Origin of the sequence: Actinoplanes derwentensis (genome assembly GCF_900104725.1) — a bacterium.
In the GTDB taxonomy this organism is placed as follows: Bacteria; Actinomycetota; Actinomycetes; order Mycobacteriales; family Micromonosporaceae; genus Actinoplanes; species Actinoplanes derwentensis.
Genome location: NZ_LT629758.1, coordinates 6,859,375 through 6,879,649, shown reverse-complemented (window position 1 = coordinate 6,879,649; position 20,275 = coordinate 6,859,375). Strand labels below are relative to the sequence as shown.

The 20,275-nt window shown below is 68.5% G+C and carries 23 protein-coding genes and 1 riboswitch; of the genes, 20 read left to right on the top strand and 3 right to left on the bottom strand.

Going from position 1 to position 20,275, the window contains the following annotated elements:
• The first annotated feature begins 452 nt into the window (after positions 1–452).
• The 11 genes from secY to truA all read left to right on the top strand — a co-directional run bounded on the left by secY (position 453) and on the right by truA (position 8,248).
• Complete coding sequence (gene secY, locus BLU81_RS30155; RefSeq protein ID WP_092557847.1) at positions 453–1,793, top strand: preprotein translocase subunit SecY; 1,341 nt, start codon at positions 453–455, stop codon at positions 1,791–1,793.
• A 71-nt stretch (positions 1,794–1,864) separates the two neighbouring features.
• On the top strand, positions 1,865–2,518 hold the full coding sequence (locus BLU81_RS30150) for an adenylate kinase (RefSeq protein WP_092548765.1): 654 nt from the start codon (positions 1,865–1,867) through the stop codon (positions 2,516–2,518).
• Positions 2,519–2,684: 166 nt separating this feature from the next.
• Positions 2,685–3,518, top strand: coding sequence for a type I methionyl aminopeptidase (gene map / locus BLU81_RS30145; RefSeq protein ID WP_092548762.1), 834 nt, complete (start codon positions 2,685–2,687; stop codon positions 3,516–3,518).
• Between the two features lie 34 nt (positions 3,519–3,552).
• Positions 3,553–3,972, top strand: coding sequence for a DUF1707 SHOCT-like domain-containing protein (locus BLU81_RS30140; protein WP_231953586.1), 420 nt, complete (start codon positions 3,553–3,555; stop codon positions 3,970–3,972).
• A gap of 235 nt (positions 3,973–4,207) precedes the next feature.
• On the top strand, positions 4,208–4,429 hold the full coding sequence (infA, locus tag BLU81_RS30135; RefSeq protein ID WP_007073013.1) for a translation initiation factor IF-1: 222 nt from the start codon (positions 4,208–4,210) through the stop codon (positions 4,427–4,429).
• A gap of 110 nt (positions 4,430–4,539) precedes the next feature.
• Positions 4,540–4,656 carry a 50S ribosomal protein L36 gene (gene rpmJ, locus BLU81_RS30130; RefSeq protein ID WP_091262778.1) on the top strand — a complete coding sequence of 39 codons (117 nt, stop codon included), beginning with the start codon at positions 4,540–4,542 and terminating at the stop codon, positions 4,654–4,656.
• A 150-nt stretch (positions 4,657–4,806) separates the two neighbouring features.
• A complete protein-coding gene (rpsM, locus tag BLU81_RS30125; RefSeq protein ID WP_092548756.1) occupies positions 4,807–5,187 on the top strand; it encodes a 30S ribosomal protein S13 in 381 nt (126 codons plus the stop codon).
• A gap of 17 nt (positions 5,188–5,204) precedes the next feature.
• Positions 5,205–5,612 carry a 30S ribosomal protein S11 gene (gene rpsK / locus BLU81_RS30120; protein ID WP_014440747.1) on the top strand — a complete coding sequence of 136 codons (408 nt, stop codon included), beginning with the start codon at positions 5,205–5,207 and terminating at the stop codon, positions 5,610–5,612.
• A 98-nt stretch (positions 5,613–5,710) separates the two neighbouring features.
• A complete protein-coding gene (locus BLU81_RS30115) occupies positions 5,711–6,733 on the top strand; it encodes a DNA-directed RNA polymerase subunit alpha (protein ID WP_014440749.1) in 1,023 nt (340 codons plus the stop codon).
• A gap of 36 nt (positions 6,734–6,769) precedes the next feature.
• A complete protein-coding gene (rplQ, locus tag BLU81_RS30110) occupies positions 6,770–7,336 on the top strand; it encodes a 50S ribosomal protein L17 (RefSeq protein WP_092548753.1) in 567 nt (188 codons plus the stop codon).
• A gap of 84 nt (positions 7,337–7,420) precedes the next feature.
• Entirely contained in the window at positions 7,421–8,248 is an 828-nt protein-coding gene (gene truA, locus BLU81_RS30105) for a tRNA pseudouridine(38-40) synthase TruA (protein WP_092548751.1), read from the top strand.
• On the opposite strand, the gene BLU81_RS30100 is transcribed toward truA, so the two are convergent.
• Positions 8,231–8,977 (bottom strand): hypothetical protein, encoded by a 747-nt coding sequence (locus BLU81_RS30100; protein WP_092548748.1) that lies wholly within the window; start codon positions 8,975–8,977, stop codon positions 8,231–8,233. The two genes, truA and BLU81_RS30100, sit on opposite strands and share 18 nt — an antisense overlap.
• A 95-nt stretch (positions 8,978–9,072) precedes the next feature.
• Here BLU81_RS30100 and BLU81_RS30095 point away from each other — a divergent pair, with 95 nt between their 5' ends.
• The 9 genes from BLU81_RS30095 (at position 9,073) to thiC (ending at position 17,226) form a co-directional block, all read left to right on the top strand.
• Complete coding sequence (locus tag BLU81_RS30095) at positions 9,073–9,690, top strand: class I SAM-dependent methyltransferase (RefSeq protein ID WP_092557845.1); 618 nt, start codon at positions 9,073–9,075, stop codon at positions 9,688–9,690.
• A 27-nt stretch (positions 9,691–9,717) separates the two neighbouring features.
• Positions 9,718–11,364 carry an ABC-F family ATP-binding cassette domain-containing protein gene (locus BLU81_RS30090; protein ID WP_092548746.1) on the top strand — a complete coding sequence of 549 codons (1,647 nt, stop codon included), beginning with the start codon at positions 9,718–9,720 and terminating at the stop codon, positions 11,362–11,364.
• A 35-nt stretch (positions 11,365–11,399) separates the two neighbouring features.
• Positions 11,400–11,510: riboswitch (TPP riboswitch) on the top strand.
• On the top strand, positions 11,504–12,088 hold the full coding sequence (locus BLU81_RS30085) for a thiamine phosphate synthase (RefSeq protein ID WP_092548743.1): 585 nt from the start codon (positions 11,504–11,506) through the stop codon (positions 12,086–12,088). Its footprint overlaps the riboswitch before it by 7 nt.
• A 104-nt stretch (positions 12,089–12,192) precedes the next feature.
• Positions 12,193–13,215 (top strand): glycine oxidase ThiO, encoded by a 1,023-nt coding sequence (gene thiO / locus BLU81_RS30080; protein WP_231954834.1) that lies wholly within the window; start codon positions 12,193–12,195, stop codon positions 13,213–13,215.
• Positions 13,212–13,412 carry a sulfur carrier protein ThiS gene (gene thiS, locus BLU81_RS30075; protein ID WP_092548738.1) on the top strand — a complete coding sequence of 67 codons (201 nt, stop codon included), beginning with the start codon at positions 13,212–13,214 and terminating at the stop codon, positions 13,410–13,412. The genes thiO and thiS overlap by 4 nt, the downstream gene beginning before the upstream one ends.
• 2 nt (positions 13,413–13,414) lie before the next feature.
• Positions 13,415–14,167 (top strand): thiazole synthase, encoded by a 753-nt coding sequence (locus BLU81_RS30070; protein ID WP_092548735.1) that lies wholly within the window; start codon positions 13,415–13,417, stop codon positions 14,165–14,167.
• A 35-nt stretch (positions 14,168–14,202) separates the two neighbouring features.
• Positions 14,203–14,820, top strand: a complete 618-nt coding sequence (locus tag BLU81_RS30065) for a thiamine phosphate synthase (RefSeq protein WP_092548732.1) — start codon at positions 14,203–14,205, stop codon at positions 14,818–14,820.
• Positions 14,817–15,584 (top strand): bifunctional hydroxymethylpyrimidine kinase/phosphomethylpyrimidine kinase, encoded by a 768-nt coding sequence (gene thiD / locus BLU81_RS30060; RefSeq protein ID WP_092548729.1) that lies wholly within the window; start codon positions 14,817–14,819, stop codon positions 15,582–15,584. Before BLU81_RS30065 ends, thiD begins: the two co-directional genes overlap by 4 nt.
• A gap of 127 nt (positions 15,585–15,711) precedes the next feature.
• Entirely contained in the window at positions 15,712–17,226 is a 1,515-nt protein-coding gene (gene thiC, locus BLU81_RS30055) for a phosphomethylpyrimidine synthase ThiC (RefSeq protein ID WP_092548726.1), read from the top strand.
• Between the two features lie 56 nt (positions 17,227–17,282).
• Here the strand turns inward: thiC and BLU81_RS30050 are convergent, their stop codons facing one another.
• Positions 17,283–17,702, bottom strand: a complete 420-nt coding sequence (locus BLU81_RS30050) for a ribonuclease domain-containing protein (RefSeq protein ID WP_092548722.1) — start codon at positions 17,700–17,702, stop codon at positions 17,283–17,285.
• Positions 17,703–17,992: 290 nt separating this feature from the next.
• Entirely contained in the window at positions 17,993–19,786 is a 1,794-nt protein-coding gene (locus tag BLU81_RS30045; RefSeq protein WP_092548719.1) for an MFS transporter, read from the bottom strand.
• Positions 19,787–20,275 lie beyond the last annotated feature (489 nt).

The following is a 20,275-nucleotide window of genomic DNA, read 5'->3' as shown; positions in this document are numbered from 1 at the left end:
GAGGCCGTGGCACCGGGGACTCCCGGGGCCACGGCCTCTTTCCGTTGCCGAACGTGGCGTAAACGGCCCTGTGCGCCGCGTGAGGCGCTGATTGCGCACCGAGGGCTACAGGAGTGCGGATCGGGCGAATGGTCCCGTGGGGGCCGTCTCAGGGCGGCCCGCGTGTACGCCGATAGCGAAGGCAGTGGTTGTCTTCGATGGAAACTGGGAGTGTTCCCGCGCGTGCCGTAGGGTGAGACAGGCATGCCGGACCGGCGCGCAAGCAACCGCTTCAGCCATGAAGCCGGACAGTTGTGTTGTACTGGGACATCAGCCCGTGCCATGCCGGTGGTTGCGCTCTCGGCCTTGCTGATACAGTGCTCCGCTGGCGGCCTGTATGGCTGTCCAATGATGTGTGCCCGAAGTTCCGGGATAACGCAACCCAAAGTGTGGCGACCACGCAGGAGGATCAGTTGTTGTCCGCCTTCTCGAGCGCGCTTCGGACGCCTGACCTGCGGAAGAAGCTACTATTCACGGTAGCGATCGTCGCCATTTATCGTCTCGGTGCCACCTTGCCCAGTCCTGGCGTGTCCTACGCCAACGTCCAGGCATGTCTGAAACTCACCGAGTCGGACACCAACGGCGTTCTCAACCTGCTGAATCTCTTCTCCGGCGGCGCTCTTCTGCAGCTCTCCATCTTCGCGCTGGGCATCATGCCGTACATCACGGCGTCGATCATCCTCCAGCTGCTCACCGTGGTGATCCCACGATTGGAGCAGCTCCGCAAGGAGGGTCAGTCCGGTCAGGCGAAGATCACGCAGTACACCCGCTATCTGACGCTCGGCCTCGCAGTCCTGCAGGCCTCGGCGTTCGTGGCGCTGGCTCGTACCGGTCAGCTGTTCAACAACATGTGCGACCAGGACGACCCGGCTTACCAGATCATCCCTGAGAACACCGGCATCCCGATGTGGCTCACGCTGACCATCCTGGTCATGACGATGACCGCCGGCACCGGTGTGGTCATGTGGCTGGGCGAGCTGATCACCGACCGTGGCGTCGGCAACGGCATGTCCGTCCTGATCTTCACCTCGATCGCGGCCCGCCTTCCCGGTGAGGGCTGGAGCATCAAGGAGTCCAGCGGCACCGGCAAGTTCTTCCTGGTGATCGGCCTGGTCCTGGTCATCATCGCGCTGGTGGTCTTCATCGAGCAGGCGCAGCGACGGATCCCGGTCCAGTACGCCAAGCGCATGATCGGCCGGCGGATGTACGGCGGAACCTCGACTTACATCCCGCTGAAGGTCAACCAGGCGGGTGTCGTCCCGGTCATCTTCGCCTCGTCGCTGCTCTACCTGCCGCAGCTGTACCTGCAGTTCTTCGACCAGAACAACCTGGCGGACTACCAGGTCTGGATCCAGCGGTACCTGGCGGACGCGACCAGCCCGTTCTACATCGGCGTCTACTTCCTACTGATCATCTTCTTCACGTACTTCTACGTCTCGATCACGTTCAACCCGACCGAGGTCGCGGAGAACATGAAGAAGTACGGTGGTTTCGTGCCGGGCATCCGTCCGGGCAAGCCCACCGCCGACTACCTGGACTTCATCCTCAGCCGGATCACCCTGCCGGGGGCGTTGTACCTTGGCCTGATCTCGGTCCTGCCGAACTTCTTCTTCATCTGGCTGAATCAGCAGCAGTACCAGAACTTCCCGTTCGGTGGTACCGCGGTGCTGATCATGGTGGGTGTGGGCCTGGAGACGGTGAAGCAGATCGAGAGCCAGCTCATGCAGCGGAACTACGAAGGGTTCCTCCGGTAGTGGGTACGCGGGGCCGGGGGGCTCTGGCGTCGGTGTGCGTGGTTTCTCAGGACCGAAGCGAGGCGATGTAGGTGCGGCTGGTACTGGTGGGCCCTCCGGGGGCCGGCAAGGGGACCCAGGCTGAGTTCATCGCCGCCCATCTCGCAGTACCGAAGATCTCGACCGGGGACATCTTCCGGGCGAACGTGTCGCAGGGGACGCCGCTGGGCGTCGAAGCCAAGCGCTACATGGACGCCGGGCAGCTCGTCCCCGACGAGGTGACCATCAACATGGTCCGCGACCGGCTCGCCGAGCCGGACGCCGGTGACGGTTTCCTGCTGGACGGCTTCCCGCGGACCGTGCCGCAGGCCTCGGCCCTGGACAAGCTCTTGGCCGACCTGGGCACGGCGCTGGACCTGGTGATGGAACTCGTGGTCGACGACGACGAGGTAATCCGCCGGCTCTCCGGCCGCCGTACCTGCCGTGGTTGCGGAAAGATCTGGCACGTCGAGTTCGACCCGACGAGCAAGGACGACATCTGCGACAGGTGCGGCAGCGAGCTGTTCCAGCGCGACGACGACAAGGCCGAGACGATCGGTAACCGGCTCGTCGAGTACGCCGACAAGACCGCTCCGCTTGTCGACTTCTACGGCGCTCAGGGCAAGCTGGTGGGCATCGACGCGACCGGCCCGGTCGAGGACGTGACGATGCGCGCGATAGACGCTCTGCAGTCGTTCGGCGGCTGACACCGGCGAAGGCGAAGGCGAGAGTCGGCGCCAGAGTCAGAGCCGACTGAGGTCGGCGCCGGTCAGAAGTACCGGTCAGAAGCACTGCACCGCCCCGGGCCAACCCCGGGGCGGTGTCATGTACAGAACAAAGCATGTTGAGATCGAGAGAGTTAGGCTCACCGCCATGCGCCGCCAAGAGCTGGACATTCAGCTGAAGACCCCCGAGCAGATCGAGCTGATGCGGGCCGCCGGCCTGGTCGTCTTCGCGGCTCTGGAAGCGATGCGGGCGGCGGTCGCGCCCGGTGTCTCCACCGGGGACCTGGACGCCGTCGCCGAGAAGGTGATCCGCGACGCGGGCGCCGTTCCGTCGTTCAAGGGCTACCACGGCTTCCCCGCCTCGATCTGCGCCTCGGTCAACGAGCAGGTGGTGCACGGCATCCCCAGCACGGATCAGGTGCTGCGGGAGGGTGATCTGGTCTCGCTGGACTGTGGCGCCGTTCTGGAGGGCTGGCACGGCGACTCGGCGATCACGGTCGGCGTCGGCGAGACCGCGCCGGCCCTGCTGAAGATGGCCGAGGTGGCCGAGGACGCGATGTGGGCCGGGATCGCCGCCGCGGCGCGCGGGGTGGCCAACGGGCGCGGCCGGCTGACCGACATCTCGTTCAACATCGAGAAGACCATTCGCAAGGCGGGCCGGTACGGCATCGTCGACGGTTACGGCGGCCACGGCATCGGCACCGAGATGCACCAGGACCCGCACGTGCTCAACCACGGCAAGCCGGGGCGTGGTATCCGGCTGGAGCCGGGTCTGGCGCTGGCGATCGAGCCGATGATCACGCTGGGATCGCCACGGACGGCTGAACTCAGCGACGGGTGGACCGTGGTGACCCGGGACGGCTCCCGGGCCGCCCACGTGGAGCACACCATGGCTCTGATGGCCGACGGAGTGTGGGTCACCACCGCTCCGGACGGCGGACGGGCCCGGCTGGGCGATCTGGTGACCGCCCGGCAGCCATAGATGGCGCTGGCGGCCTCCTGGCATGCTGGGACGCATGGGGCATGAGGGGATGCGGGCCGCCGACGGCGATCGCCAGAAGGTCGCCGATCAGTTGAAGGCCGCGCTGGACGAGGGCCGGCTGGACCTGAGCGAGTATGACGAGCGGGTGCAGCGGGCCTACGCGGCGAAGACCTACGGCGATCTGGACGGTCTGCTCGACGATCTGCCCGGGACCGTGCCGGTGGCGAAGTCTCAGGTGGTCTCGGCCGAGCCGGTGGATCAGTTGACGCCGGTTCCGGGGCAGAAGCACAAATCGGGGCGATCCGGCTTCCAGGGCATGGCAGCGGTCTTCGTGGTCTGCGTCCTCATCTGGGCGATGAGTGGGATGGGTTACTTCTGGCCGGGCTGGGTGGCGATCCCCCTGGTCTGGGCTCTGCTGGCGCACTTCCGAGACCGGGGTAATCGCGGCCACTAGGACCGATATGGTCGAGATGTCCATCAGTGAACACGCCCGACAGCGGGTTACGGAACCCTCGGTTTGGCGTCACTGTTACGGGCGCGTAGACTGGCTCGCTGGCGCGTAGCGTCCCTTCTTTCGTGTCCTCAAGCGCTTCGAGGACCGAGGGAGGCGCGGCTGTTTTCGGGTCTTCCGACCCGGAATCGACGTTGCGTCAGCCTGCCCCAGAACCCGATGTCAGGTAGCGGAGGACATGCCCAAAAAAGACGGAGCCATCGAGATCGAAGGCCGAGTGATCGAGCCACTGCCGAACGCAATGTTCCGCGTTGAGCTTGCTAATGGTCACAAGGTCCTGGCACACATCTCCGGGAAGATGCGCCAGCACTACATCCGCATCCTTCCCGAGGACAGGGTCGTCGTCGAGCTTTCGCCGTACGACCTGACCCGTGGGCGAATCGTCTACCGCTACAAGTGAACTTTCTTCCGGATGGGGGAGGGCCCGCTGGCCCGAGTCCAACTCGAAGCGAGTTCATTCGGGTCGCGGGGAGTTTCCAATCCCGTCTGACTGAGAGTTAAGGCAAACCCGTGAAGGTCAAGCCGAGCGTCAAGCGGATCTGCAACAACTGCCGGGTCATCCGGCGGCACGGCCGGGTCATGATCATCTGCTCCACCGACCCGCGTCACAAGCAGCGCCAGGGCTGATAACCCCGGCAAGATCCGCACCAATGAAATAGCTCGTCCCAGTCGTGGTCGAACATGGCTGTACCCCCGGTCGGAGGCCGGGGCCCACCGGGGCAGGTGGGATGGGACGGGCGCAGACCTCCGCGAGAACAACGAGGAGTACGCCCAGAAATGGCTCGTCTCGTCGGCGTCGATCTTCCCCGCGAAAAGCGGATGGAGATCGCGCTCACTTACGTTTACGGCATTGGCCGTACCCGTGCCGTTGAGGCACTGACCGCTACCGCTATTGACCTGAACAAGCGCGCCAAGGACCTCACAGACGAGGAGCTGGTTCAGCTCCGGGAATACATTGAGTCCAACTTCAAGGTTGAAGGCGACCTGCGCCGCGAGGTCGCTGCGGATATCCGCCGCAAGGTCGAGATCGGCTGCTACGCCGGTATCCGTCACCGCAAGGGTCTGCCCGTCCGGGGCCAGCGGACCCGTACCAACGCTCGTACCCGTAAGGGCCCGAAGCGTACGGTCGCCGGTAAGAAGAAGCCCGGCCGGAAGTAATAGGAGCGCACTGACTTATGCCACCGAAGGCACGCGCAGGGGCCGCTGTAAAGAAGGTCCGGCGCAAAGAACGCAAGAACGTCGCCCACGGGCAGGCGCACATCAAGAGCACCTTCAACAACACCATCGTGTCGATCACCGACCCGACCGGTGCTGTCATCTCCTGGGCCTCGTCCGGCCAGGTGGGCTTCAAGGGCTCCCGCAAGTCGACCCCGTTCGCCGCGCAGCTCGCTGCCGAGGCGGCCGCCCGTCGTGCCATGGAGCACGGCATGCGCAAGGTCGACGTGTTCGTCAAGGGCCCGGGCTCCGGCCGGGAGACCGCGATCCGTTCGCTTCAGGCCGCCGGCCTCGAGGTCGGACAGATCTCCGACGTGACGCCCCAGCCGCACAACGGCTGCCGTCCGCCGAAGCGTCGTCGGGTCTAAGCAGCGTCAAGTAGTACAGGTTGCCCGGCGTCTTCACGGACGCCGGGCAAATCCGATGGTCATCAAATAGCGGGTGACCGGACAGAAAGAAGAACAGCGTGCTCATCAGCCAGCGGCCGACCCTCTCGGAGGAGTCGCTCAGCGAGACCCGCTCCCGGTTCACCATCGAACCGCTGGAGCCGGGCTTCGGCTACACCCTCGGTAACTCTCTGCGGCGTACCCTGCTGTCGTCCATCCCGGGCGCGGCGGTCACCAGCATCAAGATCGACGGCGTTCTGCACGAGTTCACCACCATCCCCGGTGTCAAGGAGGATGTGGTCGAGCTGGTCATGAACGTCAAGGAGCTCACCGTCAGCTCCGAGCACGACGAGCCGGTCAGCATGTACCTGCGCAAGCAGGGACCGGGCGACGTGACCGCCGGTGACATCCAGCCTCCGGCCGGTGTCTCCGTGCACAACCCCGATCTGAAGCTGGCGACCCTGAACAGCAAGGGTCGGCTGGACATGGAGCTGACCGTCGAGCGCGGTCGTGGCTACGTCACCGCGGCGCAGAACAAGAGCGCCGGCGCCGAGATCGGCCGGATCCCGGTCGACTCGATCTACTCGCCGGTTCTCAAGGTCACGTACCGCGTCGAGGCCACCCGTGTCGAGCAGCGCACCGACTTCGACCGCCTGATCATCGACGTCGAGTCGAAGGCGTCGATCTCCCCCCGGACAGCGCTGGCCTCGGCCGGCTCGACCCTGGTCGAGCTCTTCGGCCTCTGCCGTGAGCTGGACGAGACCGCCGAGGGCATCGACATCGGCCCGTCGCCGCAGGACGCGCAGCTCGCTGCCGACCTTGCCCTTCCGATTGAGGAGCTGGACCTCACCGTCCGGTCGTACAACTGCCTCAAGCGTGAAGGCATCAACTCGGTGGGCGAATTGATAGGGCGTACGGAGGCTGACCTTCTGGACATCCGGAACTTCGGCCAGAAGTCGATCGACGAGGTCAAGATGAAGCTCGCCGGTATGGGCCTGGGCCTGAAGGACAGCGCGCCGTCCTTCGACCCCGCGCACGTGGTCGACTCGTTCGGCGACGTGGACTACGACACCGACGACTACCGCGAGACCGAGCAGCTCTAAGAGCTCGGCTGCGCCACATTTCAAGGAGCATCTGAAATGCCCACGCCCACCAAGGGTGCCCGCCTCGGCGGCAGCCCGGCACACGAGAAGCTCATCCTGGCCAACCTGGCCACCGAGCTCTTCCGGCACGGGAAGATCAAGACCACCGAGACCAAGGCCAAGCGGCTCCGCCCGCTGGCCGAGCAGCTCATCACCAAGGCGAAGCGTGGCGACCTGCACGCCCGTCGCCGGGTTCTGGGCACTGTGAAGGACAAGGACGTCGTGTACGCCCTGTTCGAGCAGATCGCGCCGCGGTACACCAACCGCCCCGGTGGTTACACCCGGATCACCAAGACCGGTCCCCGCAAGGGCGACAACGCTCCGATGGCCGTCATCGAGCTGGTCGAGGAGCTCGAGGTCGCCGTGACCACCGGCCCGTCGAAGGAGGCCCGCAAGGCCGCCGCGCAGCAGGCCAAGGTCGAGGCGCTCGCGCCCGAGGAGGACGAGACCCCCTCGAGCAAGAGTGACGACCAGGACGCTGAGGCTCCGGTGAGCGCTTCCGGCGACAAGGGTGCCGAGACCGAGGCTGACAAGGCCGAGGGCGACGACACCGCCAAGGCCTGATCCTCACGGCCGTAGTTTCATCGGCTGAGGCCCGGCATCCTTTCGGGGGTGCTGGGCCTCAGTCTTTTCCGTGAACGAGGAGTGATGACCGAAACGATCCGGCTGCGGCTGGACCTGTCGTACGACGGCGCTGATTTCTACGGCTGGGCGATCCAGCCCGGTAGACGTACCGTCGCCGGGGTCTTGCTCGAAGCCTTTGCCCGGCTCGTCGGTGCGGAGACGCGACTCGGGATGACGGTGGCCGGCCGCACCGATGCCGGTGTGCACGCGACCGGGCAGGTCTGTCACGTCGACCTGCCGGTCGAACACTGGACCGAACTGTCCCCGACGTTGCTGCGGCGGCTCGCCGCCCTGGTCCCGCCGGACGCCCGGGTCCGGGCGATCACCCCGGTTCCGGATACTTTCGACGCGCGGTTCTCGGCGACCTTCCGGCGGTACGAGTACCGGGTCTCGGACACCCAGTGGGGACCGGAGCCGCTGCGCCGGCACGACACCCTCGGCTGGCCACGGCCGCTCGATCTGGACCGGCTCAACGCGGCCGCGGCCGGGCTGGTCGGCGAGCACGACTTCGCCGCGTTCTGCAAGCGCAAGGAGCACGCCACCACGATCCGGGCGATCAACCGGCTGGACTGGCGACGGGACCCGGACGGGATCTGCGTGGCGACCGTGCGGGCCGACGCGTTCTGTCAGGCCATGGTTCGCAGCCTGGTCGGGGCGATGCTGGCGGTCGGGGACGGCCGGCGGGGCCCGGAGTGGCCGGCCAAGCTGCTCACCCAGCGCGAGCGCTCCAACGTCGTGGTGGTGGCCCCGGCCCGTGGACTGACCCTGGTCGAGGTCGGGTACCCGGACGTGGCCGAGTACCGGACCCAAGCCGTCGCCACCCGCCGGTTGCGGTCAAGCCCGGTCGCGTGATCCACGGGACGCGGCCCCGGCCCGGCGGACCAGCACCCGATCGTGCAGGTGGGTGTCCAGCAGTTCGGTGGTGACCCGCTGGACCCGTGGGTCGCCGGCCGGCACCAGAGCGCCGGCCGGCCCGGTGATCACGCAGTACATGACGTAGTGGCCGCGGGTGCGCCACAGCACCGGAGTGCCCGCGGCGGTGGCGGCGCCGGACATGTCGGCGAACCCGCCGTCACCGGTCTCCACCAGGGCGCGGACCTGATCGTTGACCGCGGTGGCACTCGCTGTGTCGGGCAGGTTCAGCATGCCGGCGGTGATCCGGTAGTCGGCGTATCCGACGGTCAGGGCGGCCCGGACGGCTTGCGTACACCCGTACCGGGCCAGGGTCGTCCGCAAGGCGCCGGTGGCCGCGACCGCGCAGTCGGCCGTGACCTCCCGCGCCGTCGTCGCGAAATCGGCGGAGCCGGCCGGGAAGACCTCCGCGGTGCTGAGCGCTGCGGGATCGACCGTCCGGGACGCGATACGGGCGTCGATCTCCGCGGAGGCGAGGGTACGGCCGGGGGACGGCCGCTGTTCGTCGGCGACGACGAGGATGCCCACCATCACGAAGATGCCGAGCACGATCAGGGCGGCGAGGCCGCGGGCGAGCAGATGAGCGGTCGGATGGGGTTCGCTCCGGAGGTGCCGCCGGGTCGTTCGGCGGTGCCGGCCTGCGGAGCGCGTCGGGGTGGCGTGCCGCATCCGCTCAAGCTAGGCGTGCACGCTGATCTATGAACGCACAGCCTGTCCGCCACCCCGGCGCGCAGGCCGTGACCCGGCGGCGGGAAACTCAACGGGTGAGCGCCGACCACTACTTCACCGCCGAACCCGACGCGCCGTTCCACAAGGGCGAGATCGAGTTCAATGCCGCCGGCCGGGATTACCGGCTCGCCGTCGCCTCCGGCGTCTTCTCCGCCGGGCGCCTCGACCCCGGCACCGCTGTGCTGCTGCGCAAGGGCGCACTGCCCGACCAGAACACCGAGGGCATCCTGCTGGACCTCGGATGTGGGTACGGTCCGATCGCCTGTGTGCTGGCCACTGAGGCGCCCCGGGCGACCGTCTACGCGATCGACGTCAACTCGCGTGCCCGGGAGCTGGCCGCCGAGAACGCCGAACGACTCGAACTGGCCGGCCGGCTGCTGGTCACGGCACCCGACGACGTCCCGGACGAGGTGACCTTCACCGAGATCTGGAGCAACCCGCCCACCCACGTCGGCAAAGCCGAACTGCACGTGCTGCTGGAACGCTGGCTGCCCCGCCTCGCCCCCGGCGGCGTGGCCTGGCTGGTGATCAACCGGCACCTCGGCGGTGACTCGCTGCACACCTGGCTCGTCGGGCTGGGATGGACGGTCGAGCGGATGGCCAGCCAGAAGGGCTACCGGGTGCTCCGGGTCACCGGAAAATCGGCTGACTGAGCAGTTCCTTACAGGGAGGATGCCGCCATGGGTTATGTGGATGTCGCCAGCGCCGGATTCGTGCTCCCGGACGGCCGGGAGCTGTTCTCCGACGTGTCGTTCCGGGTCGGCGAGGGTGCCAAGGTCGCGCTCGTCGGTCCCAACGGAGCGGGCAAAACCACGCTCATGCGGATGGTGGCGGGTGATATACCCACCCAGAGCGGGACGATCGCCAGAGCCGGTGGACTCGGGGTGATGCGCCAGTTCATCGGCATGATCGGCGACGACCGGACCCTGGAGGACCTCGCGTTGTCGCTGGTCGCGCCACCGCTGCGAGCGGCCGGCGAGAGATTGGCCACAGCCACCGCGGCACTCGACGAGACCGAGAAGACCCAATTGGCGTACGCCAACGCGCTCGCGAACTGGGGTGAGGCCGGCGGCTACGACGCCGAGGTCCTCTTCGACACCGTGACCGTCGGCATCCTCGGCAAGCCGTGGGAGCAGGCCCGGCACCGGGTGGTGCGCACCCTCTCCGGCGGTGAACAGAAACGGTTCGCCCTCGACCTGCTGTTCCGTGGCTCCGACGAGGTGCTGCTGCTCGACGAGCCGGACAACTTCCTCGACGTCCCCGCCAAACGCTGGCTCGAACAGCGCCTGCGCGAGTCGAGCAAATCGGTGCTCTACGTCTCCCACGACCGGGAGCTGCTGGCCGAGACCGCCGACCGGGTGGTGACCGTCGAAGGTGGCGGCGCCTGGACCCACCCCGGCGGTTTCATCTCCTGGCACGAGGCCCGGGTCAACCGGCACGAGCGGATGGAGGAACTGCGCCGCCGCTGGGACGAGGAGCACGAGAAGCTGAAGGAACTCGTCTTCACCCTGAAGAACAAGGCCGCCTACAACGACGGTCTCGCCTCCCGCTATCAGGCCGCGCAGACCCGGCTCCGCAAGTTCGAGGAGGCCGGCCCGCCGCCGCTGCCGCCGAAAGACCAGTCGGTCCGGATGAACCTGCGCGGTGGCCGCACCGCCAAACGTGCCGTCATCTGCGAACAGGTCGAGATCGAGAACCTGACGTTCCCGTTCGACCTGGAGATCTGGTACGGGGACCGGGTGGCCGTTCTCGGCGCCAACGGCACCGGCAAATCCCACTTCCTGCGGCTGCTCGCGGCCGGTGGTACCGACCCCGACCTGGAACACAAACCGGTCGACGGGGCACCGCTCGCGCGCGTCGCCCACGGCGGCCGGGCCCGGCTCGGCGCCCGGGTGCGGCCCGGGCACTTCTCGCAGACACACGACCGGCCGGAGTTGATGGAGAAGACCCTCGTCGAGATCCTCTGGCGCGGTGACGACCATCGGTCCGGACAGGACCGGGCCGGGGCGATGAAGTCCCTCAACCGGTACGAACTGGCGGCCCAGGGTGACCAGCGGTTCGGCACCCTCTCGGGTGGACAGCAGGCCCGGTTCCTGGTGCTGCTGCTGGAGTTGTCCGGTGCGACCGTTCTGCTGCTCGACGAGCCGACGGACAACCTGGACCTGGCTTCGGCGGAAGCGCTGGAAGAGGGGCTGAAAGCCTTCGAAGGCACGGTGATCGCGGTCACGCACGACCGCTGGTTCACCCGGTCCTTCGATCGTTTCGTGCTGTTCAGGAGCGATGGCGAGGTCGTCGAGGTGCCCGAGCCGGTCTGGGACGTGCGCTAGCTTTTTTCGTCACGGACCGGTTATGGTCCGGTTACTTACTACCCCACGGGAGTCCGGGCACCGGGCTGAGAGGGGGGCTGACGCGGCCCCCGACCGTCGAACCTGATCCGGGTAATGCCGGCGCAGGGAGGAGTGCTTCATGGGCACATCGTTTCCCCGTATCCATGTCATAACGGACTCGATCGACGTCGTCCGTGGTGTGGCCGGGCTCGATGAAGTGGCCGTTCAGATCCGGGTCAAGACCAGCGACGCCGCCGCCTACGCGGTGGCCGTCGAAGCGGTCGCGATCTGCCGTTCGGCCGGTACCACGGTGCTGGTCAACGACCGGGTCGGAGTGGCACTGGCCGCCGGTGCGGACGGGGTGCACGTCGGTGCGGACGACCTGCCGGTCGACGCCGTCCGGCGGGTCCTCAGGCGGTCCGCGATCATCGGTGCCACCTGCCGGTCCGCCTCGTCGGCGCGGGCGGCGGTGGCGGCCGGGGCCACCTATCTCGGCGTCGGGCCGGCGTTCCCCACGTCCACCAAGGACGGACTGCCACCACCACTCGGAGCGGCCGCGATCGCGGCCGTCGCCGAGGCGGTGCCGGGCACTCCGGTCCTCGCCATCGGCGGCATCACCGCGGAACGGGTGCCGCAGCTCGCGGTGCACGGCATCGCGGCGGTCTCCGCCTTCGTGGCGGACCCGAAGGGAGCAGTCGCAGACTTCCTGGCGGCCCTGCGATGAGCAGGGGTCACTCCGCGCGGCCTGCTTCTCTCCCGGCGGCACCCGGTTCGGCCTTCTCGGCGTCGCCCGGTTCCGTTCTCCCCGCGTCGTCCGGTTTCTTCGGGATCCGGGTGGCGGTTGCTGGGGGCGGGATCATCGGGCTCGCCATCGCCGCCGAGTTGCTCGCTCGTGGGGCCGACGTCACCGTTCATGATCCGGCGCCGGACGGCAGGGACGGGGCCTGGCACGTCGCGGCCGGGATGCTCGCGCCGGGTGGCGAGTCGGCCTTCGAATATCCGCACCTCACCCGGCTGCTGGAGGCGTCCCACGCGATGTGGCCGGAGTTCGCGGCCTCGCTCGGTGACGTCGGCTACGACACGGCCGGGACGCTGTCCGTCGCCCTCACCGCCGATGACGTGGCCGAGTCGGCGCGCGAGTGGAGACACCAGAAGCTCGCCCGGTTGAGCGGATCTCAGGTGCGTGATCGCGAACCGGCGATCTCGCCGCGAGTGCGGGCCGGAGCGTTCGCGGCCCACGAACATCAGGCCGACCCGCGCAAAGTGGTCGCGGTGCTGCGGGAACGGCTGAAAGGCCGGATCGTCGCCCACCGGGTCACCGATCTGTCCGACGTGGACGCGGACGTGATCGTGGTCGCCGCCGGTGTGGGGACGGCCGCCCTCACCGGGTTGCCGATCCGGCCGGTCAAAGGCCAGGTGCTGCGCCTGCGCGGGGAGCCGGGTCTGCTCCGGCACGTGATCGACGGGGCGGCCGACGGGCGGCACGTCTACCTGGTGCCCCGCGCCGACGGTGAAGTCGTGGTCGGAGCCACCCAGGAGGAACGCGCCGACCTGCACACCACCGCATCAGGGGTGCACGACCTGCTGCGCGCCGCCCTCGATCTGGTGCCGGGTCTCGCCGAACACGAACTGACCGAGGTGACCGTGGGCCACCGGCCGGGCACGCCGGACAACGGTCCGGTCCTGGGAGCCCTCGACGACAGCCCCGGCCGCCGGATCGTGGTGGCGGCCGGGCACTTCCGTAACGGGATCCTGCTGGCCCCGATCACCGCACGACTCATCGCTGACCTGGTGCTGACCGGGTCAGCGGATCCGATCATCGACGGGTTCGCCCCCGGGAGGTTCCGATGAGACTGACGATCAACGGCCAGGCGCAGAACCGGCCGAGCACCTGCTCCGTCGCCACCCTGGTCGCCGAGATCATCGCGGCACAGCGTGGAGTGGCGGTCGCCGTCAACGGCACGGTGGTGCCCAGGTCCACGTGGGCGAAGGTGGACCTCGCCGACGGGGACCGGGTCGAGGTCCTCACCGCCGCGCAGGGAGGCTGACGATGGACAACGGGTTCCTGCCGGACAACGGGCTGATCCTCGGCACCGGCGGGGCGAACAGCCTCGCCGCCCTCGAAGAGGCGATCACGGCCTCGGAGACGACGCTGGTCACGGTGGCGTTGCGCCGGGTGGACGCCGCCGGGCCCGGGCTTCTGCCGATGCTGGACCGGCTCGGGGTGCGGGTGCTGCCGAACACGGCCGGGTGTTACACCGCCGGAGACGCGGTGAAGACGGCGCAGATGGCGCGGGAAGCGTTCGAGACCGACCTGATCAAACTGGAGGTGATCGGGGACGAGCGGACCCTGCTGCCGGATGGTGTCGAATTGCTGCGAGCTGCGGAGACACTCGTCGCGGACGGGTTCACGGTACTGCCGTACACCAGCGACGACCCGATTCTGGCCCGCCGGCTGGCCGACGCCGGATGCGCCGCGGTGATGCCCGCCGGTTCGCCGATCGGATCCGGGCTGGGCATCTCCAACCCGCATCACATCGAGCTGATCGTGCAGAGCGTCGACGTGCCGGTGGTCCTCGACGCGGGCATCGGAACGGCCTCGGACGCGGCCCGTGCCATGGAACTGGGCTGCGACGCGGTACTGATCGCCAGCGCGATCACCCGAGCCGACGACCCGGCGGCGATGGCGGCGGCGATGCGGCACGCGGTCACCGCCGGACGGTTGGCCCGGTCCGCAGGCCGCATCCCCCGCCGATTCCACGCACTGGCGTCCACTCCGGACGACGGGATTGCGCGGTGGTGACGCCGGGCGGCAGTGTCGGGCCTGGTGGGAGCGCGGTGGTGACGCCGGGCGGGCTCGTTGTGCTCACGGATCGGCGGTCCGCTTCCGGGTCGCTGGTGGAGGCGGTCCGGGAGGCGATTCGCTGCGGCGCGGCGTGGGTCGTTCTTCGCGAGCGGGATCTGCCGTACGCCCGGCGAATGGCTCTGGCAGTTGAACTCCGTGCGATCGTCCCGTCCGGTCGATTGATCGTTTCCGGTCCCGACCCGCTCGGCGGGAGCGCCGTCCACCTGGCCGGCGCCGATCCGCTGCCGTCGGGCGTCGCGTCGGCGGATGGTCGGCGACTCGGTGCCGGGTCGTCGGGGATCTCCCTGATCGGGCGCTCCTGGCACGGGTTCGAGGATCTGTCGGGTGTGGACTACGTGACCGTTTCGCCGGTCTATCCGACAGTGTCCAAGCCGGGCTACGGGCCGGCACTCGGTGCGGCCGGGGCCGCCGGGATGCGCGCGCCGGTGCCCTGGCTGGCGCTCGGCGGGATCGACTCGGCGGAGCGCGCGCGGGAATGCGCCGCGGCTGGGGCGGTGGGCATCGCCGTGATGGGTGCGGTGATGCGGACGCCGTCGCTGGCCGGGGAACTCACCGCGGCCTTCGCGGGGGTTGGGGCCGGGCGATGGTGACTCCGCCGGTGGTGTTGACCATTGCCGGGTCGGACTCCGGTGGGGGTGCGGGGATTCAGGCCGACCTGAAGACGTTTGCGGCGTTGGGGGTTTTCGGGACTTCGGTGATCACGGCGATCACCGCGCAGAACACCCTCGGTGTTACGGCTGTCCACCCGGTGCCCGCTGATGTCGTAGCGGCTCAGTTGGATGCGGTTCTGGGGGATCTGCCGGTTGTCGCGGTCAAGGTCGGCATGATCTCGGATCCGGCAGTGGCGAAAGTGATCGCGGAACGTGCGGGGGACCTGCCGAATCTCGTGGTGGATCCGGTATTGGTGGCCACCGCGGGGAGCCGGCTGGGGGAGGCGGGCGTGGTGGGGTTGCTCTTGCCGTACGCCCGGGTGGTGACGCCGAACCGGCATGAAGCCGGCGCCCTGCTGGGACGCCGGGTGGAGACCGTCGACGAGATGGTCTCGGCGGCGGCCGAGCTGGCGGCGCTCGGGCCGCGGGCGGTCGTGGTGACCGGTAGTGAACTGGCGCTCGACGTCCTGCACGTCGACGGGGGGAGCACGCTGCTGCGGGGTGAGCCGGTGGCGACCGGTAACAACCACGGGTCGGGGTGCACGTTCTCGTCGGCGATCGCGGTGCGGCTGGCCGCTGGTGACGCGGTGCCGTCGGCGGTGGCGGCGGCCAAGGACTACGTGAACCGGGGCCTGCGTGGCGGCGCCTCGTGGCGGCTGGGTGCGGGGCCCGGACCGCTGGACCACTTCGGCTGGTCCGCCTGACCCCTGGGCCGTCTTCAATCCGCGGGCCACGTCAGCCCATGAATTAGCTCCGGCGGTGTGCGGCACTTTGCGGGACCCTTTTCGGCCGTACGCCGCCGGGTTTATCAGATTTTGGGAGGTTTTGATCATGCGTCGTAAGGTCTATGTCGAGGGTCCGGGGATTCGGGTGCCGTTCACCGAGGTGGTGCTCACCGGTGACCATGCGCCGGTGCGGCTCTACGACACGTCCGGGCCGGGCAGCGAACCCGAGAGAGGGCTGCCTGAGCTGCGGAAACCGTGGCGGACCGGGCGGACTCAACTGGCTTCGGCGCGGGCCGGGATCGTCACGCCGGAGATGGAGTTCGTGGCGCTGCGGGAAGGTGTGGACACCGAGCTGGTGCGGGCCGAGATCGCCGCCGGACGGGCGGTGCTGCCCGTCAACGTCAACCACCCCGAATCCGAGCCGATGATCATCGGGTCGCGGTTCCTGGTGAAGGTGAACGCCAACATCGGTACGTCGGCGGTCACCTCGTCGGTGGCCGAGGAGGTCGAGAAACTCACCTGGGCGACCCGCTGGGGTGCCGACACGGTGATGGATCTGTCGACCGGGCCGAGAATTCATGAGACCCGGGAGGCGATCGTACGGAATTCTCCGGTCCCGATCGGTACCGTGCCGATCTATCAAGCCCTGGAGAAGGTAAAGGGCGACCCGCTGAAACTCACCTGGGAACTGTTCCGTCAGACCGTGATCGAGCAGGCCGAGCAGGGGGTCGACTACATGACGATCCATGCTGGAGTGCTGTTGGAATACGTGCCACTGGCCGCTGAGCGGGTCACCGGAATCGTTTCCCGGGGCGGCTCGATCATGGCCGCGTGGTGTCTGGCCGAGCACCGCCAGAACTTCCTGTACACGCATTTCCGGGAACTGTGCGAGATCTTCCGGGAGTACGACATCACCTTCTCGCTCGGTGACGGGCTCCGGCCGGGTTCGATCGCCGACGCCAATGACGAGGCGCAGTTCGCGGAGCTGCGCACCCTCGGCGAGCTGACCCACATCGCGTGGGAGTACGACGTACAAGTAATGGTCGAAGGTCCTGGTCATGTCCCCATGCACAAGATCAAGGAGAACGTGGACCTGCAGGTCGAACTGTGCGGTGGGGCACCCTTCTACACGCTCGGGCCGCTCACCACCGACATCGCGCCCGCCTACGACCACATCACCTCGGCGATCGGCGCGGCGATGATCGGCTGGTTCGGGACGGCGATGCTCTGCTACGTCACCCCCAAAGAGCACCTCGGCCTGCCGGACAAGGATGACGTCAAAGCGGGCATGATCGCCTACAAGATCGCGGCGCACGCGGCTGACCTGGCCAAAGGGCATCCCGGGGCGCAGGACTGGGACGACGCGCTGTCCCGTGCCCGGTTCGACTTCCGGTGGGAGGACCAGTTCGAACTGGCCCTCGACCCGGAGACCGCTCGGTCCTATCACGACCAGACGCTGCCGGCCGACGCCGCCAAGACCGCGCATTTCTGTTCGATGTGCGGGCCGAAGTTCTGCTCGATGAAGATCAGTCATGAGCTTCGGGCGGCCGGGATGAAGGCCAAGTCCAGCGAGTTCGTCGACGCCGGTGGGCGGGTCTATCTGCCGGTGACGCCGAACTGATTCGGTGTGGCGACCGTCCGGGGGCGGTCGCCACATCGGTTTCAGAGCACGCGGTTTCAGAGCCGGTAGAACGTCACGTAGTGGTCCGGGGTGAAGTAGGCGACCCGGGTGCTGCGGTTGACCACGATGCGGTAGGCGTCCCGGGCGGCACCGCGGGCGCGGGAGTACACGTCGTACTCGGAGTAGGTGGCCGACGGGAGCTGGCCCTCACGGTTGTAGAAGGTGCCGCCGGTGTAGTTGTAGTTGCCGTACGGCCACGAGTACCAGCCGGCTGACGTGGGCCAGCCGAGGGACTGCCAGCCGGTGAAGGCGGTTCTGGCCGCCGAACATCGACTGATCGTGCAGGTGGAGTAGACCGCCGCCTGAGCCGCGTCGGTCGTGGTGGGTGCGACGATCGCGGGGGCGACGAGGGCTGTTCCGGAGAGGCCCACTACCAGGGCCAGGCCAGCGAGGAACCGGCCGATGCGGCTGATCATGATCGGACTCCCGATGTCTAGGGGGCAGAAACCCTTACATCGACAATCGTCATTGCTTGACGCGGTCGGCGGTACCTCCCGATCGCATCATTCCATCGGTGTTAGCCGATGCGTTACCCGGCCGGTTCGCCGACCGTGAGGATTCGGACACGGCTGCCGCATCTACCTGGTACTCAAGTCACCACGCCGGGCCTTGGTTGTGCGACGGAGCGCGAGTGCCTTTCTGCGTGGTTACTTGGGGTTCGAATCGCGCCCTAAGTCACCACGCAGACCCGGACCGTGAAACGTCTCTAGCGGCCTAGGTCGTTGACCCAGCCGACGTAGTCGTCCTCGCGGCCACCCGGGCGGCCGCGCTGGGCGGACTGCGGAGCCGTCGCTTGTGGGCCGGTCTGCTGCGGGGCGGCCTCGGGGCCGGACGCGAAACCGTTGAACGAGCCGGGTTGCGCTTCCGGCTCGGGAGCGTTGCGGCGGGTGCGCCAGCCGCGCCGCTGGCCGCCACCGGAACTCTGCGCCGGCTGCTGCCCGGAGAAGCGGGGCTCGGCGTCCGGGCCCGAGACCTGAGCCGGGGCCAGGCCGGCGACCTGGGCCGGGATCGAGGCCGGGGCGGCGAACTGGGCCGAACCGTGCCCTGGCGCCGGGACTTGGGCGTGAGCACCGGTCGGGACTTGGGCGTGGCCGCCGGCATGGGCCTGAGCGTGGGCGCCGGTGGGGGAGTGGGGGTGGGCGTTGGCCGAGGGCTGGACTCGGGCGTGGGCGCCGGTCGGGGTCCGGTGCGGGGCTGCGGTGGCCTGCGGGCCGGGGGTGTTCTGGTGACCGGGTGCGTTCTGTGGGGCGGGCGTGCCCTGGTGGAACGGGTTGCCGGTGGGGAACGGTACCGGGGCGGCCGGCGGGGTGGCGGCCAGGTCCTGCAGCGGATGCGGGCGGTCGCCCATGGTGAAGATGCCGGTGTCCGAGGGGCGCAACTGGTCCTCGGGGCGCAGTGCCGCGGCGGCTGCGGCCTGGGCGATCGCGGACTCGTTCGGCACGTCGCGGCGGGGGAGGCTGGCGCGGCCGGAGACCGATTCGGGCTTCGGGCCGGCGGGCGGCTCGGGCTCGGGGCTCGCGCCCGAAGGGGTGTCCGGCCGGGTGTCCGGCTGGTTGCCGGTCTCAAGGGTGCCGGATGCTGCCCCAGGGGTGCCGGATGCTGTTCCGGGAGCGTCGGTCCCGGTCCCGGTTCCAGGGGTGTCGGCCGCGGTCTTGGGGGCGCTGCGGACGATCGCGGCCAGGACCGAGCCGAGGACGCCGGCGCCGCTCGCGGTCATCGCCGCCCAGTACGGGTTCAGTGCGAAACCGGATGCCGAGCCGGGGCCGGCGATCAGGTAGGACAGGGTCAGCATGGCCGGGCCGGCCAGTCCGCTGAGGGCGACCGTCAGCGTCGACATCCGCCGGCTGCGGGCGATCCAGCCGATGATCAGCCCGGTGAGCAGGGCGATCGCCGGCATGGTCGCGAACGGGGTGTGCTCGGCGACGGCGGCCGGGATGAGGTTCCCCGACAGGACGCCGAGTCGCACGTCGGCGGGGGTGCCGCCGGGCTTCAGTGACGGGGCGATGGAGACCAGCGCGACGGCCCAGACGATGACGCTCAGGGTGGCGAGGCTCCAGCGGGCCACCGCCCGAGCGGCGGCGGCGTACCCGGCGAAGATGCCGATCGCGGCGCCGAGGCCGGCGCAGATGCCGATGATCAGGACCGGGTGCACGCCGGTGACGTGGGCGTCCCGGGCCGGCTGCATGGTCAGCGGCAGGACGGCGAGGGCGCCGATCCCGGCGGCCAGGCCCATCGCGAGCGCGCCGCCGGAGGAGACCGGCCGGGGTGACCACCGCGGCCGGAGCGCGGTGGCGACCACGGCTCCGAGGGCCGCCGCCGTCATCGTGATCCAGGCGATCCAGGCGAGTTGCGCTGTCCACTGATCACGCTGAGTGATTTCCAAAGTCTGGTCGAGCCGCACCATGCCGAGCCCGTATGCGATGCCCAGCTGACCCGCCCCGATCACCGCGGCGGCCGTGACGGTGGCGGCCAGTAGCTTCAGCCAGCTCCGAAATGCCATGCCGGGCACGTTACGGAATGTTCCGCATGATGCGCCAGTCCGGGGTGCCCTTCTTAAGGCAGCCTAAAGTCGACAACTGCGACAATCGACTTGCGTCAATCGAACTTCGGTCACTGACGGTGACTCGCGCAGGTCGTACGAGCTACTTGCCAGATCGACTGTCCGGAGTGGACACTGTCGCGCACGGACAACGGGTCCGTCGTGTCGCGCCAAACCTTGCCACCGTGTTGTTCGAGGTCGCGAGGCAGGACTCTCACATAGTGGTTGGAATCGTGATGTTGTCCGGTGATCGTGACCTCACAGACCGTCGCGCGTGACTCATTCGCGCACGTCAACGTTGGGAGCGCGTCCACGGAACGGTCACGCGCGCGCTTATCATTCGGACAGCCGGCTATTTTCCGGGAGGATCGAGACTTCCCAAAAGGCCTGGCGTTCTGATGAAATCGCCGCCGTGCCGGAAACGGCGCGGGCCTTGCCGCGGATTCCGGA

Bases quoted from the DNA above. Each gene is read 5' to 3' on its own strand.
- map (WP_092548762.1), top strand. From the start codon at position 2,685: ATGCGCCGCCAAGAGCTGGACATTCAGCTGAAGACCCCCGAGCAGATC.
- BLU81_RS30140 (WP_231953586.1), top strand. From the start codon at position 3,553: ATGGGGCATGAGGGGATGCGGGCCGCCGACGGCGATCGCCAGAAGGTC.
- infA (WP_007073013.1), top strand. From the start codon at position 4,208: ATGCCCAAAAAAGACGGAGCCATCGAGATCGAAGGCCGAGTGATCGAG.
- rpsM (WP_092548756.1), top strand. From the start codon at position 4,807: ATGGCTCGTCTCGTCGGCGTCGATCTTCCCCGCGAAAAGCGGATGGAG.
- rpsK (WP_014440747.1), top strand. From the start codon at position 5,205: ATGCCACCGAAGGCACGCGCAGGGGCCGCTGTAAAGAAGGTCCGGCGC.
- rplQ (WP_092548753.1), top strand. From the start codon at position 6,770: ATGCCCACGCCCACCAAGGGTGCCCGCCTCGGCGGCAGCCCGGCACAC.
- truA (WP_092548751.1), top strand. From the start codon at position 7,421: ATGACCGAAACGATCCGGCTGCGGCTGGACCTGTCGTACGACGGCGCT.
- BLU81_RS30100 (WP_092548748.1), bottom strand. From the start codon at position 8,977: ATGCGGCACGCCACCCCGACGCGCTCCGCAGGCCGGCACCGCCGAACG.
- BLU81_RS30090 (WP_092548746.1), top strand. From the start codon at position 9,718: ATGGGTTATGTGGATGTCGCCAGCGCCGGATTCGTGCTCCCGGACGGC.
- BLU81_RS30085 (WP_092548743.1), top strand. From the start codon at position 11,504: ATGGGCACATCGTTTCCCCGTATCCATGTCATAACGGACTCGATCGAC.
- thiS (WP_092548738.1), top strand. From the start codon at position 13,212: ATGAGACTGACGATCAACGGCCAGGCGCAGAACCGGCCGAGCACCTGC.
- BLU81_RS30070 (WP_092548735.1), top strand. From the start codon at position 13,415: ATGGACAACGGGTTCCTGCCGGACAACGGGCTGATCCTCGGCACCGGC.
- thiC (WP_092548726.1), top strand. From the start codon at position 15,712: ATGCGTCGTAAGGTCTATGTCGAGGGTCCGGGGATTCGGGTGCCGTTC.
- BLU81_RS30050 (WP_092548722.1), bottom strand. From the start codon at position 17,702: ATGATCAGCCGCATCGGCCGGTTCCTCGCTGGCCTGGCCCTGGTAGTG.
- BLU81_RS30045 (WP_092548719.1), bottom strand. From the start codon at position 19,786: ATGGCATTTCGGAGCTGGCTGAAGCTACTGGCCGCCACCGTCACGGCC.